Source organism: Pseudomonas sp. F3-2, from assembly GCF_038804275.1.
Classification (GTDB): domain Bacteria; phylum Pseudomonadota; class Gammaproteobacteria; order Pseudomonadales; family Pseudomonadaceae; genus Aquipseudomonas.
Map to the genome: position 1 here is coordinate 5,194,501 of NZ_CP152388.1, position 14,071 is coordinate 5,208,571.

The following is a 14,071-nucleotide window of genomic DNA, read 5'->3' on the forward strand; positions in this document are numbered from 1 at the left end:
TGTCAACCCTCTAAATTGCTTTTAAGACAATGATTTGCGACTTTTTTTCGAGAAGGCCCGCAAGCCGCGAAAAACCTGCTTTCGCAAGCAAAACTCGACGCGCATAAAAAAGGGGCTCCTGATGGGAGCCCCTTTCGCGCTTCTATATAGAAGCAGCGGATCAGCCGAACACGATCTCGTCGTCTGCCACCGAGCCCTTGATACTGGTGCCGGGCATGAAGCCACCGGACAGGATCAACTGAGCCAGCGGGTTCTCGATCCAGCGCTGGATCGCACGCTTGAGTGGCCGTGCGCCATAGACCGGGTCGTATCCGACTGCGATCAGCTTGTCCATTGCCTCAGGCGTCAGCTCCAGTTTCAGGTCACGCTCAGCCAGACGCTGACGCAGACGACCGAGCTGGATTTCAGTGATACCGGCAATCTGATCACGAGCCAGCGGTTCGAAAATCACCACTTCGTCGACCCGGTTGATGAATTCCGGGCGGAAGTGCGAGCCCAGCGCATCCATCACCGCAGCGCGCTGCGCCTCGCGATCACCGACCAATTCCTGGATGCGTGCCGAGCCCAGGTTGGAGGTCATGACGATCACCGTATTGCGGAAGTCCACCGTGCGACCATGGCTGTCGGTCAGACGCCCGTCTTCGAGCACCTGCAGCAGAATGTTGAAGACATCCGGATGCGCCTTCTCGACCTCGTCCAGCAGAATCACCGAGTACGGCTTGCGACGCACCGCTTCGGTCAGGTAGCCGCCTTCCTCGTAACCGACATAGCCTGGCGGCGCACCGATCAGACGAGCCACGGAATGCTTCTCCATGAACTCAGACATGTCGATCCGCACCATGGCCTCTTCGGTGTCGAACAGAAATTCGGCCAACGCCTTGCACAGCTCAGTCTTACCCACACCGGTCGGACCGAGGAACATGAACGAACCGCTTGGACGATTCGGGTCAGACAGCCCCGCTCGCGAACGACGCACTGCGTTGGCCACCGCCACCACCGCCTCGTTCTGACCGATCACACGCTCGTGCAGCAGGCTTTCCATCTTCAGCAGCTTGTCGCGCTCGCCTTCGAGCATCTTCGACACCGGGATGCCGGTCCATTTGGACACGACCTCGGCGATCTCCTCCTCGGTCACTTTACTGCGCAGCAGCTGATTTTCAGGCTTACCGTGCTGATCGACCATTTGCAGGCTGCGCTCCAGATCCGGAATCACGCCGTACTGCAACTCGGCCATGCGGTTGAGATCACCCTTGCGGCGAGCCGCTTCCAGCTCCTGACGGGACTGCTCGATCTTTTGCTGAATCTGCGCGGAACCGGTGACCTCAGCCTTCTCGGACGTCCATATTTCTTCCAGGTCGGCGTATTCGCGTTCCAGACGCTCGATTTCTTCCTGAAGTTTTTCCAGGCGTTTTTTCGCGGCTTCGTCGTCTTCTTTCTTGAGCGCCTGAGACTCCACCTTCAGCTGAATCAAGCGACGCTCCAGGCGATCGAGCACTTCCGGCTTGGAGTCGATTTCCATGCGGATGCGGCTGGCGGCCTCGTCGATCAGATCGATGGCCTTGTCCGGCAACTGACGGTCCGTGATGTAACGATGACTGAGCTTGGCGGCTGCGATGATTGCGCCGTCAGTGATCGCGACTTTGTGGTGAACCTCGTAACGTTCTTTCAAGCCACGCAGGATGGCGATGGTGTCTTCTTCGCTCGGCTCGTCCACCAGGACTTTCTGGAAGCGTCGCTCAAGCGCCGCGTCCTTCTCTATATATTGGCGGTATTCGTTGAGCGTGGTGGCGCCAACGCAGTGCAACTCGCCACGCGCCAGTGCGGGCTTGAGCATGTTGCCCGCGTCCATCGAGCCTTCGGCCTTGCCCGCGCCGACCATCGTGTGCAGCTCGTCGATGAACAGAATGATCTGACCTTCCTGTTTGGACAGCTCGTTGAGCACAGCTTTCAGGCGCTCCTCGAACTCGCCGCGGAACTTGGCCCCGGCAATGAGCGCACCCATGTCCAGAGACAGCAGACGCTTGCCGCGCAGGCCATCCGGCACTTCGCCGTTGATGATGCGCTGGGCCAGACCTTCGGCAATCGCGGTTTTACCCACGCCAGGCTCACCAATCAGAACCGGGTTGTTCTTGGTTCGCCGTTGCAACACCTGGATGGTCCGACGAATTTCATCGTCACGGCCGATGACCGGGTCGAGCTTGCCGTCTTCGGCGCGCTTGGTCAGGTCGACGGTGTACTTGTCCAGCGCCTGACGCGACTCTTCGGCGTTCGGGTCGTTGACCGCATCGCCGCCTCGCAGGTTGCTGATGGCGTTTTCCAGCGCCTTTTTGCTCACGCCCTGGCCAAGCAGAAGCTTGCCCAGCTTGCTGTTTTCGTCCATTGCGGCGAGCAGGACCAGTTCGCTGGAAATGAACTGATCACCTTTTTGCTGAGCCAGACGATCGGCCTGATTCAGCAGGCGTGCGAGGTCCTGCGACATGTTCACGTCGCCGGTCGGGTTTTGAATCTTGGGAAGCTGGTCCAGCTCTTTGCTCAGCGCCTTGCGCAGGCTGTTGATGTCGAAGCCGACTTGCAGCAGCAGGGGTTTGATCGAACCACCCTGCTGATCGAGCAAGGCCTGCATGAGGTGCGCAGGCTCGATGGCGGGATGGTCCATGCCCACCGCCAGAGACTGAGAATCGGATAAAGCGAGCTGTAACTTGCTGGTTAAACGGTCAATACGCATTGGTCACCTTCCTAAATGGGCAGGCCGGAGCAATGAACACACCTTAATGAAGAAAACCTGCCAGATAGCCCTTAGATGTGGCCGATTACGCAGGATTCAAGCGGCGGACGCTTGACACAGATCAACGTTAGCTTGTCGGGGAGGGATAGGAGGAATAAACACGGAAATTGTAGGAGCGTGGCTTGTCCCCGCGATCGGCGACGAAGTCGCCGTAAGTCCAGAGCTCACGATACATCTACCATTGCCAATAACCATGGACGCGACTGCTTCGCAGTTGATCGCGGGACAAGCCACGCTCCTACAGATATCGCCGTAAAGACTATTGCTCGATCCACACCAACGACGCAAACCGTCCGGTGCGCGCACCTCGGCGGTAGGAGAAAAAGCGTTCGTCGTTATAGGTCGAAAGACCGCCGCCATACACCGCCGTTACGCCGTGGGCCGCCAGACGCGCGCGGGCCAGCTGATAGATGTCGGCCATGAATTTGCCCGGATTGGCACCAGGCACGAACGCATTTGCAGTTTGCGGGTGAGTGGCCATGAAGGCTTCGCGCACTTCGGGGCCGACTTCGAAAGCCTGCGGGCCGATCGCCGGACCCAGCCATACCAGAATCTCGGAAGGCGCATCATCGAAGCTGTCGACAGCCGCCTCCAGAACACCTGCCGCCAACCCGCGCCAGCCGGCATGGGCAGCGGCGACCTGCGTGCCCTGACGATTGCAGAACAAGGCCGGCAGGCAATCGGCGGTCATGATGGTGCAGGCAATGCCAGGCGTCCTGCTCCAGCTGGCGTCAGCCTGCATGACCTCAGCCGGCGTCGCTTCGACGACGTCAATGCCGTGAACCTGCTTCAGCCATGCGGGCTCGACCTGTAGCCGCGAGGTCAGCGTCGATCGGTTCCGGGCGACGGCAAGTGGATCATCGTCGACGTGATCGCCGAGATTGAAACTGTCGAACGGCGCCGCGCTGACACCGCCCGCACGCGTCGTGACGCAGGCCTTGATGCCTGCAGGCGCAGGCCAGTCAGGTATCAGCCAGTCCGTCACGAACTCACTCATCCGATGAATGCCTCACGGTCCTGCTTGAGCAGGGACAGCAGCCAGACGAAGTCATCCGGCAGCGGCGATTCCCAGCTCATGCGCTGACCGGTCGTCGGATGGTCGAGCTCCAGGAAGCGCGCGTGCAGGGCCTGACGCGGGAAATGCTTGAGCGACTCGACCATCGTGGCGCTCGCTGCTGGTGGAATGCGGAAGCGGCCGCCGTAGGCAGGATCGCCCACCAGCGGGAAGTTGATGTGCGCCATGTGCACGCGAATCTGGTGCGTGCGGCCGGTTTCCAGCTTGACGCGCACGTGGGTGTGCGAGCGAAAACGTTCCAGAACGCGGTAGTGGCTGACGGCAGGCTTGCCGCCTTCCATCACCGCCATGCGCTGACGCTGCTGCCCGTGACGACCGATCGGTGCGTTGATCTTGCCGCCGGCCGTCACCACGCCGATGACGATGCATTCATAGATGCGGCTGACAGTCCGCTTCTGCAGCTGCGCGACCAGTTGAGTCTGCGCCTGGATGGTTTTTGCCACGACCATCAGGCCGGTCGTGTCCTTGTCCAGACGGTGCACGATGCCGGCACGCGGGACATTGATGATGTCCGGCACGTGGTGCAGCAATGCGTTGAGCAACGTGCCGTCGGCATGGCCGGCAGCCGGGTGCACGACAAGGCCGGCCGGTTTGTTGATCACCAGAATCTGGTCGTCTTCGTAGACGATGTCCAGTTCGATGTCCTGAGCCACCCACTCGCCCTGCGCCTCTTGCTCGGCCTGCAGCACCAGCACAGCGCCGCCGTGCACGATGTCACGCGGGCGCAGAACGCCACCGTCCACTGTCAGGCGGCCGTCTTTGATCCAGGCGGAAAGGCGCGAGCGCGAGTGCTCTGCGAATAATTGGGCGGCGACTTGGTCGAGGCGTTGACCGCCCAATTCGGACGGCACCTCTGCGCGGAGTTCTATGATCTCAGACATGCTCAAACTAGGAGGTGGCACTGGCCTTTGGTTTCGGCTGTGCGCTTGTGGTTAAATACGGCGTCTTTTGTCCCGGGGGTTCCACGGGGCGCCCATCATAACAGGACGGTCCTGCGCAAGACAGCAGGCCGTTATAGGGACGCAAGCCGCCATGCAAGTGAAACACCTGCTGCTGATAGCCATCCTCGGACTTACCGCTGCCTGTTCTTCGAAGAAAGAAGTCATCGACGAAAACCTCAGCGAAGTCGAGCTGTACCAGCAGGCGCAGGCCGATCTGGACAACAACAGCTACAACAGCGCCACTGAAAAGCTCAAGGCGCTGGAATCGCGCTACCCGTTTGGTCGCTATGCCGATCAGGCACAGCTGGAACTGATCTACGCCAACTACAAGAATGGCGAACCTGAAGCCGCGAAATCCGCCGCCGAGCGCTTCATTCGTCTGCACCCTCAGCATCCGAACGTCGACTACGCCTATTACCTGAAAGGCCTGACATCGTTCGACCAGGACGTCGGCATCATCGCCCGCTTCCTGCCGCTGGACCAGACCAAGCGTGACCCGGGAGCCGCGCGCGACTCTTATAACGAGTTCGCCCAACTGACCAGCCGCTACCCGAACAGTCGCTACGCCCCTGATGCCAAGCAGCGCATGATCTACCTGCGCAACCTGCTGGCGGCGTACGAAATCCACGTGGCTGACTACTACCTGACCCGTCAGGCGTATGTCGCTGCCGCCAACCGCGGCCGTTACGTGGTGGAAAACTTCCAGGAAACCCCATCGGTCGCTGACGGCCTGGCGGTGATGGTCGAGGCGTATCAACGTCTGCAACTGGACGATCTGGCCGATACCAGCCTGCAAGTGTTGAAAGCCAACTACCCGGATCATCCGCAACTGGCCGACGGCAAGTTCGAACCCCGCACGCCAGACCCGGACAACCGCTCGTGGCTGTCGAAAGCGACACTGGGCCTGATCGAGAGCCGTCCGCCGCTGCCGCCGGGAGAAACCCGCGCCAACCAGGACGTGATCAAGCAGTACCAGGACGCCAAGGAAGCGATTCCTGCCGATCTGCTGCCTGAGAACCAGCCAGCCGAAGAAGAAAAGAAGAACGATGACGACGACGGCACGCCGAAAAGCCGCTCGATCTTCAGCTACATGACCTTCGGCCTGTTCGACTGATCCAGTCCTGGCAAAGCGTCAGACAAAAAGAGGCCCTGCGGGGCCTCTTTTTCATTTCCGGCAATCTTGAGCGATGCAGATCACTGTGCGCCCGACAATGCCTTGGCTACACTGCGGCATCTTCACTTCATAAGCTGGTAGACATGATTCGCTTGATTATGTGGATTGCCTTGGTCATGGCGATCATCTGGTTCTTCAAACGAGCCACGAAAAGGCCTGCCGCCAGGCCCAAGGCCGCATCGCCTGAACTCGACGCCGCGCCGATGGTGCGTTGCGCGCAGTGCGGTGTGCATGTCCCGCGCGACCGCGCCTTGAGCCAGAACCAGCAGTGGTATTGCACCGAAGCGCACCGGCTACAGGGCCCCGCCGCCCGTGACCGCTGAAAGCCTGTCGCTGGCAACCCCGCAAGCCCAGCGCATTCTGCGGCTGTACCACCTCTACCGGCTCAGCATCGGCATCCTGCTGGTGCTGCTCATCTCCAGCAGCCTGGACGCCGAACTGCTGGAGCTGGCGGACATCGAGCTGTTCCGCACCGGTTGCTGGCTGTATCTGGTGTTCAACATTCTGGTCGTTGTGCTGCTAGAACGGCCCAGCCGTCAGGGCCAGCTGTTCACGCTCGCCATGACCGACACGCTGATGCTCGCTGCGCTGTTCTATGCCGGCGGCGGCGCGCCGAGCGGCATCGGTAACCTCATCGTCGCGTCGGTGGCCATCAGCAACGTGCTGCTTCGCAGGCATACCGGCCTGTTGATCGCTGCGTTGTCGGCGATCGGCATCATTTACCTGACGTTCTATATCAGCTACCACAAGCCGGCCGCGTCCAATCACTTCGTTCAGGCAGGCTCGCTGGGCGCATTGTGCTTTGCCGCTGCGCTGCTGGTGCAGACGCTCGCCAGTCGCCTGCAGGTCAGCGAGGACATTGCCGAGCGCCGCGCCGCCGACGTCGACAATCTGGAAGAGCTCAACGGACTGATCCTTCAGCGCATGCGCACCGGGATTCTGGTGCTGGACTCCAGCCGCGAAGTGCTGCTCGCCAATCAGAGCGCGTTGAACCTGTTGGGCCACGAGCGTTTGCTGGGCGAAATCATCGACGCCTATTCCCCACAACTGGTCGAGCGGCTGCGCCAGTGGCTGATCAACCCATCGATGGTCCCGCGCAGCATTACCACGTCTGCCATCGGCCCGGTGCTGCGTCCCGGGTTCGTTGCGCTGACCCGTGGCAACCACCGACATACGCTGGTGTTTCTCGACGACCTGTCGCAGATTTCCCAGCAGGCTCAGCAACTCAAGCTTGCCGCGCTGGGCAGGCTGACGGCCGGTATCGCCCACGAGATCCGCAATCCGCTGGGCGCGATCAGCCATGCGGCGCAGCTGCTGGGCGAATCCGAGGAACTGAGCGGCGCGGACCAACGTCTCAGTCAAATCATTCAAGATCAATCACGACGGATGAATCTGGTGATCGAGAACGTTCTGCAGTTGTCTCGTCGACGTCAGACCGAACCTCATCTGCTCGATCTCAAGCAGTGGCTCGAACACTACGTCGAAGAGTTGCGCGGCAGCCTGCCAGCCGACCAGGCCGTACACCTGGACATCAGCCCCGGCACGCTGACGACGCGCATGGATGCCGAGCAACTGCAGCAAGTGATGACCAATCTGGTGCAGAACGGGTTGCGTTACAGCGGCCAGCTGCATCAGAACGCTCAAGTCTGGCTGCGGCTTTTCCATGCGCCCTACAGCGAATTGCCGAGCCTGGATGTGATGGACGACGGCCCCGGCGTCGCCGAAGAGCATCTGACGAAGATCTTCGAGCCCTTTTTCACCACCGAGAGCAAAGGAACCGGCCTTGGCCTGTACCTTTCGCGCGAGCTGTGCGAAAGCAATCAGGCGAGCCTGAATTACACACCCCGGCAAGGTGGCGGAAGCTGCATGCGGATCACCTTCGCCCATCCGTTCAAATTGAGTTGAGCATGAGCCCACGGCAAAAGATCCTGATCGTCGACGATGAGCCGGACATCCGCGAACTGCTGGAGATCACTCTGGGGCGGATGAAACTGGACACGCGCAGCGCCCGCAACGTCAAGGAAGCGCAGGACTGGCTGGCGCGCGAGGCATTCGATCTGTGCCTGACGGACATGCGCTTGCCGGACGGCAACGGCCTGGAGCTGGTGCAACACATCCAGAAGCGCCATACACAGGTCCCGGTGGCGATGATCACCGCCCACGGCAGCGTCGACACCGCGATTCAGGCGCTCAAGGCTGGTGCCTTCGATTTTCTGACCAAGCCTGTGGACCTGGGCCGCTTGCGCGAGTTGGTCAGCAGTGCACTGCGCTTGCCCAAGGCACCTTCGAATGACACGCGCCTCGACCATCGTCTGCTCGGCAATTCGCCACCGATGCAAGCGCTGCGCAAGCAAATCGGCAAACTGGCGCGCAGTCAGGCACCGATTTACATCAGCGGCGAGTCTGGCAGCGGCAAGGAGCTGGTCGCGCGTCTCATCCATGAGCAGGGCCCTCGGGTCGAGCAAGCATTTGTGCCGGTCAATTGCGGAGCGATCCCGACCGAGCTGATGGAAAGTGAGTTCTTCGGGCACCGCAAAGGCAGCTTCACCGGCGCCCACGAAGACAAACCCGGTCTGTTCCAGGCAGCCAGCGGCGGCACGCTGTTTCTTGACGAAGTTGCCGATCTGCCATTGGCGATGCAGGTAAAACTGCTGCGCGCGATTCAGGAGAAATCCGTCCGCGCCCTGGGCGAGCAACAGGAACAGGTGATCGACGTTCGCGTCCTCTGCGCCACGCACAAGGACTTGAGTCTGGAGGTGGCGGCCGGTCGCTTCCGGCAGGATTTGTACTATCGACTCAACGTGATCGAACTGCGGGTTCCGCCGCTGCGTGAGCGTCGCGAGGACATCGAAGAGATCGCCAACAACGTCCTTCGGCGTCTGGCCGACACCGCAGGCGATGCCCCCGCCCGCCTGCCGCCCCATGCACTGGCGGCACTGAAAGGCTATCGCTTCCCCGGTAACGTACGCGAGCTGGAAAACATGCTCGAACGCGCTTATACACTCTGCGAAGACGACCAGATCAACACCGAAGACCTGCGCCTGGCCGAACCCGCCAGCACCCAGGCCCAGCCCGGCCCGAACCTGTCGGACATCAACAATCTGGAAGATTACCTCGAAAGCGTCGAGCGCAAACTCATCCTGCAAGCCCTCGAAGAAACCCGCTGGAACCGTACAGCCGCCGCGCAGCGCCTGAACCTCACGTTCCGATCGATGAGGTATCGCCTGAAGAAGCTTGGTCTCGAGTGAGTCGGCCTTTCACGACGGGGATTTGATCGTTCCCAAAAAGGGAACTATCGTACCCTTTTTGGGAACGATGTAACCGGATCATCATGAGCATTGCCGACGCGCTTTTCACCATCACCCAACAGCGGTTGCTCGGGCTGCTCTACGGCCATCCCGCGCGAAGCTTCTATACCAACGAAATCAGACGATGGGCACAGGTCGGCACCGGCAGCATGGCCCGAGAACTCGCCAGATTACAGGCGGCAGGCCTGCTCACGGCGACGCGTCAGGGCAATCAGGTTCACTACCAGGCCAATCCCGCCAATCCGGTCTATGAAGAATTGCTCGCCATCGTGCGCAAGACGTTCGGCATTGCCGATCATCTGCGACTGGAGCTGCTGCCGTTCGCGGATCGCCTCCAGCGAGCCTTTATCTATGGCTCCATCGCCAAGGGGACCGCAAACACATCCAGCGACATAGACTTGATGTTGATTGGCGAAGGCCTCCGCTACAGCGAGGTGATGGAGCGTATGATGCCGCTCGAAGAAATACTGGGCAGGACGATTAACCCGACGCTGTACACGCCAGCCGACTGGCAAGCCAAGTTCGACGCCGGCAACAGTTTCGTGGTCAGGGTTTCGCAGCAGGAAAAAATCGACATCATTGGAAGTGACTAAAGGAATCCCACGGAATGGGCAGTCATGAAAGTCTGGAAAACCTCGTACGCACGGGCGGTTTGAAGGCCGAACCTACCGATAGAACCGAATGCCTCGGCCTGATTCGCTCTGCACTTGATCGTCTTCGGGATGCGCGTAATCCCACTCTCTCCTACGCCAGCCGTTTTGATCTGGCTTATAACTGCGCCCATGCGCTGGCGCTTGCTGCGATGCGTTTGCAGGGCTATCGATCAGATCGGCGCTATCTGGTGTTTCAGTGTTTGCCCCACACGATCAATTTGGACAAGGTTCAAGTACGACTTTTTGCCCTCTGCCATGAACGCAGAAACCTTGCCGAATACGAAGGTTATATGGATGTTGACGAGGCTCTGCTGGCAGAGCTGCTCGTCAGTGCCGATAGTCTCTGGCAACTGCTCGACGCGGCTATGCGCACCTAACCCTGCAGCCGCTCTGCCGGCGCGTAGGGTGATGGGTCGATGATCGGTGTGTCGCCCAGCAGCAGGTCGGTAAGCAGTTGGCATGAGGCGGGGGCGAGGACGAGGCCGTTGCGGTAATGGCCGCAGTTCAGCCACAGGCCTTGATGGCCCGGCACCGGCCCGATGAAGGGGATGCCGTCTGGCGAGCCGGGCCGCAGCCCTGCCCAATGCCCCACCACTTCGGCGTCGGCCAGCGCGGGGAGCAGCTCAACGGCTGAAGCCTTGAGGCTGTGCAGGGCATTTTCGGTGGGCGTCTTGTCGTATCCCTCGTGCTCGAGGGTGCTGCCGACGAGGATGTGACCGTCGCGACGCGGAATGGCGTAGCGGCCCTTGGCGAGGATCATGCTCGGCAGAAAATCAGACGCGCATTTGTACAGAATCATCTGGCCCTTTACGGGTTCGACCGGCAACGCGAGATCGAGCCTGGTAAGCAGATCGCCGCTCCAGGCGCCCGCTGCCAGCACCACGCTGTCGGCGAGGAGATCGCCTGCGGCGCTGCTTACGCCGATGACCCGCGTGCCGTCGCGGACAAAATCACGGACTTCACATTGCTCATGCACCACGACATTGGGCAGCGCCAGCAATGCGGCCTTCAGGGATTTGACCAGCCGCGGGTTACGCACATTGGCAACGTCGGCCATGTGGACGGCGCGCGAATAGCCGCCACCCATCACCGGAACGGCGTCATACACCGCCGAGATGTCCACAGCGCTCAACGGCCGGTTCTGCCGAGCCGCCCACGCCAGCGCTTCTGCCTCGTCATCCAGATCGAGCCAGTACAGCCCGGTCTTGTGCACTTCGGGATCGATGCCGGTCGAATCCGCCAGTCGCTCGGCGAGCTGCGGGTAAAAGTCCTGCGACCAGTGCGCCAGTGCCGTAACCGCCGGGCTGTATCGCCATGGATAGAGCGGCGAAACGATGCCGCCGCCCGCCCATGAAGACTCCTGCCCTACCCCGCTGCGCTCGAGCAAGGTAACGCTCGCGACCCGGGAAGCCAGATTGAAGGCGGTCAACAGACCGATGACGCCGCCGCCGACGATAATCACGTGTTGCCTGGACATGCTGAACTCGATCATCAAAAGAAAGTGAGCGCTGTTATCGTCTGTCGAATAGTCGTCGACATGACTCAAGAAATGCGAAAAACGGACGCTATGCCACTGGTCTGGCGAATAACTCCGGACATCCACTACATAGCGACTTCCAACCTGAGTAGTATCACCATATTTCGAACGAAAAACGGAATTTCCTTGATGGATTTCAGCTCCGGGCTCTCGGGCCCACCTACGCGCCTGAATTTGCGTCGCAGCTGGCAAGGTCCTGACAAGGGCAGTAGCCGCGGATTCACCCTGATCGAGTTGATCGTGGTGGTCGTGATCGTGGCCATTTTTGCGGGGATGGCAATGCCGAGCTTTTCGAGCCTGCTGCATCGCATGAACGTTCGGGCGGCGTCTGACGAGCTTTACGATCTGCTCCAGTACGCGCGGTCCGAGGCAGTGACGCGCGGGGCGAGAGTCACTGTGAGCGCGCCGGTCAACACCACGGAAATCAGTGTGGTCACCGGCACCGTAACGCTCAGAAAAGTCGGTAGCGGCGGCCTGCAGACGGGCGTCGCGATCAGTTCAGCAGTGAACAGCGTGGACTTCACGACCACCGGAACCGCATCAACGAACGCCTGCTTCCAGATCAACTACCCCACCGATTCATCCACTACTTCTCAGTACGTCACGTTGCTCACCAGCGGCCGGATTTCGCCTCCCACCGCCACCAAACCGAGTGGCTGCTGATGATGATCTCAGCACCGAGCCGCAACGCCGGCTTCAGCATGATTGAAGTGCTGGTCAGCCTGATCATCATCGTCATCGGCGTACTGGGCATGGTCGCGCTGCAGAGCAAAGCCATTCCATACACGCAAGATTCGGTACAACGCAACGCCGCGATCATGCTGGTGGACGATCTGGTCGAAATCATTCGCAGCGCGCCGGCGGACTGCACGGACGCGAACTCATGTCTCAAGGCTCCGGGCTCACCGTTCCCGGCTCCCGCGACCAAGTGCATTCCGACACCGGCCACCCTCTCAGAACAGATTGGCTGTTGGGCCATCCGGGCTGGAGCCACGCTGCCCGGTGCCGATACCTTACTGGCATCGAGCTTTTATATCTGCAAAACCCCTACAAAAGATAACGCCGACAATGTCGACGCCTGCACGACCTCCAGCGCGACCAACACCGAGCTTCAGATCCAGGTGGCCTGGACCGTGAAGAACGAGGCTGAATGCATGTCCGGCAGCTCATTGACGACCGCCGGCACCTGCACTTACCGACTGAGGACGCGCATCCGATGATCTCAGCAGTCCTGCACAGCCGGCAGAAGGGTCTGTCGCTGATCGAGTTGATGGTGGCCATGCTCATCGGGATGTTTCTGATTCTGGGCGTCACGCAGATTTTCATTTCCAACCAGCGAGCCTATCTGTTTCAACAAGGTCAGATGGGCAACCAGGAAAACGGCCGTTTCGCACTCGCGATCCTGAGCCAGGAGCTGTTGAAGGCCGGCTATCGCAGTAATCTCGGCGCCGGCATTCCCGCAGACGCCACGCTGAGCGGCTGCACATTCCCGGCGGGCGCTGCGGTGGTTGCGCTGTCGGATACATCGCTGTGCATTCAGTATCAGGCGACCAACAAGCTGGACGTGACCTGCCAGGGTGGTGTGTTGGCGAACGCCGACAAGGACAGCATCACCAGCCCTTACTCCGCCAAAACAGTGCCCTCGACGACGCGTCCAAAAATCGTCGAGAAGATCGCTTTCGTTGCCGGAACGGGTAACGATACCGGTGCCATCACCTGCACCAGCGGAACCACGACCCAGCAACTGGTCAGCGGGGTCAAGGACCTGCGTTTCGAATACGGTTCGGGCGCCGCGGATTCAAAAACCGTCAGCACCTTCAGTACCACACCGACCGGCACGATCGCAGCGGTGCGCTACAGCGTGCTCATGCAAAGCCCCGGCACCTCGATGATCCGGGACAACACCAGCGCTGTCTCGCCCGCGCTCAAGGACTGGAACGGTCGCTACGGCACCACCTACGCCGATGTGAACAGCATTTATCAGATCGTGCAGGGAACCATCATGATCAGGAACCAGATGCAATGAGGCGCTCGATCCGCTTCGTCATACAGTCGAACCGCAGCCAGACCGGCGCGACGCTGCTGGTGGCAATCATGATGCTGCTGATCATCACGCTGCTGGCACTTTCGAGCATGCGTGGGGTGTCGCTGGAGTCCCGGATCACGGGCAATCTCAGGCTGCAGAAAACCCTGACCAACGCCGCCGAAGCGGGGCTGCGGATCGGTGAGCAGAGCATCAACCAGTGGCAATGTTCGGTGATTGCAGGCAACACCAATAAACCCTGCATGGCCATTCCGACCACGCTGGTCAATGGCGACTATGCGCCCGCTTTTACGGCGGCGAATACGGCGAATATCAATCTGGTGACCACCTACCAGAACAACGAATACACCGGCGCCAACGTCGAAGTGGAATGGTATGTCACGGATTTGAAACTGCTCGACGGGCAGGCCCAGAACAACTGCGCTTTGCTGACCAAGGACTGTGGCCGACATTATTACGAAGTCACCGCCTGCGCATCGACCGTACGCTGCTCCAGCGATACCTCGACCCAGCGCGTCATCCTGCGATCCGTTTTTGCCGTGTCCGACTCATGA

The 14,071-nt window shown here is 60.3% G+C and carries 14 protein-coding genes; 10 read left to right on the forward strand and 4 right to left on the reverse strand.

The window, feature by feature from the left end; translation table 11 throughout:
• Positions 1 to 160: 160 nt before the first annotated feature.
• From clpB to rluD, 3 genes are all read right to left on the reverse strand, one after another.
• A complete protein-coding gene (gene clpB, locus AAGQ88_RS23275) occupies positions 161 to 2,725 on the reverse strand; it encodes an ATP-dependent chaperone ClpB (RefSeq protein ID WP_093464663.1) in 2,565 nt (854 codons plus the stop codon).
• A 319-nt stretch (positions 2,726 to 3,044) separates the two neighbouring features.
• Positions 3,045 to 3,770 carry a peptidoglycan editing factor PgeF gene (gene pgeF, locus AAGQ88_RS23280; protein WP_342655874.1) on the reverse strand — a complete coding sequence of 242 codons (726 nt, stop codon included), beginning with the start codon at positions 3,768 to 3,770 and terminating at the stop codon, positions 3,045 to 3,047.
• Between the two features lie 8 nt (positions 3,771 to 3,778).
• Positions 3,779 to 4,741: a 23S rRNA pseudouridine(1911/1915/1917) synthase RluD gene (rluD, locus tag AAGQ88_RS23285; protein ID WP_093464666.1), complete on the reverse strand. Its 963-nt coding sequence runs from the start codon at positions 4,739 to 4,741 to the stop codon at positions 3,779 to 3,781.
• 151 nt (positions 4,742 to 4,892) lie between these two features.
• Between rluD and AAGQ88_RS23290 the strand changes: the two genes are divergently transcribed.
• The 6 genes from AAGQ88_RS23290 to AAGQ88_RS23315 all read left to right on the forward strand — a co-directional run bounded on the left by AAGQ88_RS23290 (position 4,893) and on the right by AAGQ88_RS23315 (position 10,313).
• Positions 4,893 to 5,915, forward strand: coding sequence for an outer membrane protein assembly factor BamD (locus AAGQ88_RS23290; RefSeq protein ID WP_093464669.1), 1,023 nt, complete (start codon positions 4,893 to 4,895; stop codon positions 5,913 to 5,915).
• 143 nt (positions 5,916 to 6,058) lie between these two features.
• Positions 6,059 to 6,298 carry a PP0621 family protein gene (locus AAGQ88_RS23295; RefSeq protein WP_285426241.1) on the forward strand — a complete coding sequence of 80 codons (240 nt, stop codon included), beginning with the start codon at positions 6,059 to 6,061 and terminating at the stop codon, positions 6,296 to 6,298.
• Complete coding sequence (locus AAGQ88_RS23300; RefSeq protein WP_342653705.1) at positions 6,288 to 7,880, forward strand: ATP-binding protein; 1,593 nt, start codon at positions 6,288 to 6,290, stop codon at positions 7,878 to 7,880. Before AAGQ88_RS23295 ends, AAGQ88_RS23300 begins: the two co-directional genes overlap by 11 nt.
• Positions 7,881 to 7,882: 2 nt before the next feature.
• A complete protein-coding gene (locus AAGQ88_RS23305; protein WP_342653706.1) occupies positions 7,883 to 9,223 on the forward strand; it encodes a sigma-54 dependent transcriptional regulator in 1,341 nt (446 codons plus the stop codon).
• 83 nt (positions 9,224 to 9,306) lie between these two features.
• Positions 9,307 to 9,876 carry a nucleotidyltransferase domain-containing protein gene (locus AAGQ88_RS23310; RefSeq protein WP_342653707.1) on the forward strand — a complete coding sequence of 190 codons (570 nt, stop codon included), beginning with the start codon at positions 9,307 to 9,309 and terminating at the stop codon, positions 9,874 to 9,876.
• Positions 9,877 to 9,890: 14 nt separating this feature from the next.
• The gene (locus tag AAGQ88_RS23315; RefSeq protein WP_342653708.1) at positions 9,891 to 10,313 is read left to right on the forward strand and encodes a hypothetical protein; all 423 of its coding nucleotides are present in this window, start codon (positions 9,891 to 9,893) and stop codon (positions 10,311 to 10,313) included.
• On the opposite strand, the gene thiO is transcribed toward AAGQ88_RS23315, so the two are convergent.
• Positions 10,310 to 11,413, reverse strand: coding sequence for a glycine oxidase ThiO (gene thiO, locus AAGQ88_RS23320; RefSeq protein WP_342653709.1), 1,104 nt, complete (start codon positions 11,411 to 11,413; stop codon positions 10,310 to 10,312). The genes AAGQ88_RS23315 and thiO overlap by 4 nt on opposite strands.
• A gap of 189 nt (positions 11,414 to 11,602) precedes the next feature.
• Here thiO and AAGQ88_RS23325 point away from each other — a divergent pair, with 189 nt between their 5' ends.
• From AAGQ88_RS23325 to AAGQ88_RS23340, 4 genes are read left to right on the forward strand one after another with little or no spacing between them, the layout of a single operon-like run.
• Positions 11,603 to 12,136, forward strand: coding sequence for a GspH/FimT family pseudopilin (locus AAGQ88_RS23325; RefSeq protein WP_342653710.1), 534 nt, complete (start codon positions 11,603 to 11,605; stop codon positions 12,134 to 12,136).
• A gap of 38 nt (positions 12,137 to 12,174) precedes the next feature.
• Entirely contained in the window at positions 12,175 to 12,693 is a 519-nt protein-coding gene (pilV, locus tag AAGQ88_RS23330) for a type IV pilus modification protein PilV (RefSeq protein WP_342653711.1), read from the forward strand.
• On the forward strand, positions 12,690 to 13,499 hold the full coding sequence (locus AAGQ88_RS23335; RefSeq protein ID WP_342653712.1) for a PilW family protein: 810 nt from the start codon (positions 12,690 to 12,692) through the stop codon (positions 13,497 to 13,499). Before pilV ends, AAGQ88_RS23335 begins: the two co-directional genes overlap by 4 nt.
• Positions 13,496 to 14,071, forward strand: a complete 576-nt coding sequence (locus tag AAGQ88_RS23340) for a PilX N-terminal domain-containing pilus assembly protein (RefSeq protein ID WP_342653713.1) — start codon at positions 13,496 to 13,498, stop codon at positions 14,069 to 14,071. Before AAGQ88_RS23335 ends, AAGQ88_RS23340 begins: the two co-directional genes overlap by 4 nt.

Coding starts and splice junctions, on each gene's coding strand:
- clpB (WP_093464663.1), bottom strand. CDS start 2,725: ATGCGTATTGACCGTTTAACCAGCAAGTTACAGCTCGCTTTATCCGAT.
- rluD (WP_093464666.1), bottom strand. CDS start 4,741: ATGTCTGAGATCATAGAACTCCGCGCAGAGGTGCCGTCCGAATTGGGC.
- AAGQ88_RS23290 (WP_093464669.1), top strand. CDS start 4,893: ATGCAAGTGAAACACCTGCTGCTGATAGCCATCCTCGGACTTACCGCT.
- AAGQ88_RS23295 (WP_285426241.1), top strand. CDS start 6,059: ATGATTCGCTTGATTATGTGGATTGCCTTGGTCATGGCGATCATCTGG.
- AAGQ88_RS23305 (WP_342653706.1), top strand. CDS start 7,883: ATGAGCCCACGGCAAAAGATCCTGATCGTCGACGATGAGCCGGACATC.
- AAGQ88_RS23310 (WP_342653707.1), top strand. CDS start 9,307: ATGAGCATTGCCGACGCGCTTTTCACCATCACCCAACAGCGGTTGCTC.
- AAGQ88_RS23315 (WP_342653708.1), top strand. CDS start 9,891: ATGGGCAGTCATGAAAGTCTGGAAAACCTCGTACGCACGGGCGGTTTG.
- thiO (WP_342653709.1), bottom strand. CDS start 11,413: ATGTCCAGGCAACACGTGATTATCGTCGGCGGCGGCGTCATCGGTCTG.
- AAGQ88_RS23325 (WP_342653710.1), top strand. CDS start 11,603: ATGGATTTCAGCTCCGGGCTCTCGGGCCCACCTACGCGCCTGAATTTG.
- pilV (WP_342653711.1), top strand. CDS start 12,175: ATGATTGAAGTGCTGGTCAGCCTGATCATCATCGTCATCGGCGTACTG.
- AAGQ88_RS23335 (WP_342653712.1), top strand. CDS start 12,690: ATGATCTCAGCAGTCCTGCACAGCCGGCAGAAGGGTCTGTCGCTGATC.
- AAGQ88_RS23340 (WP_342653713.1), top strand. CDS start 13,496: ATGAGGCGCTCGATCCGCTTCGTCATACAGTCGAACCGCAGCCAGACC.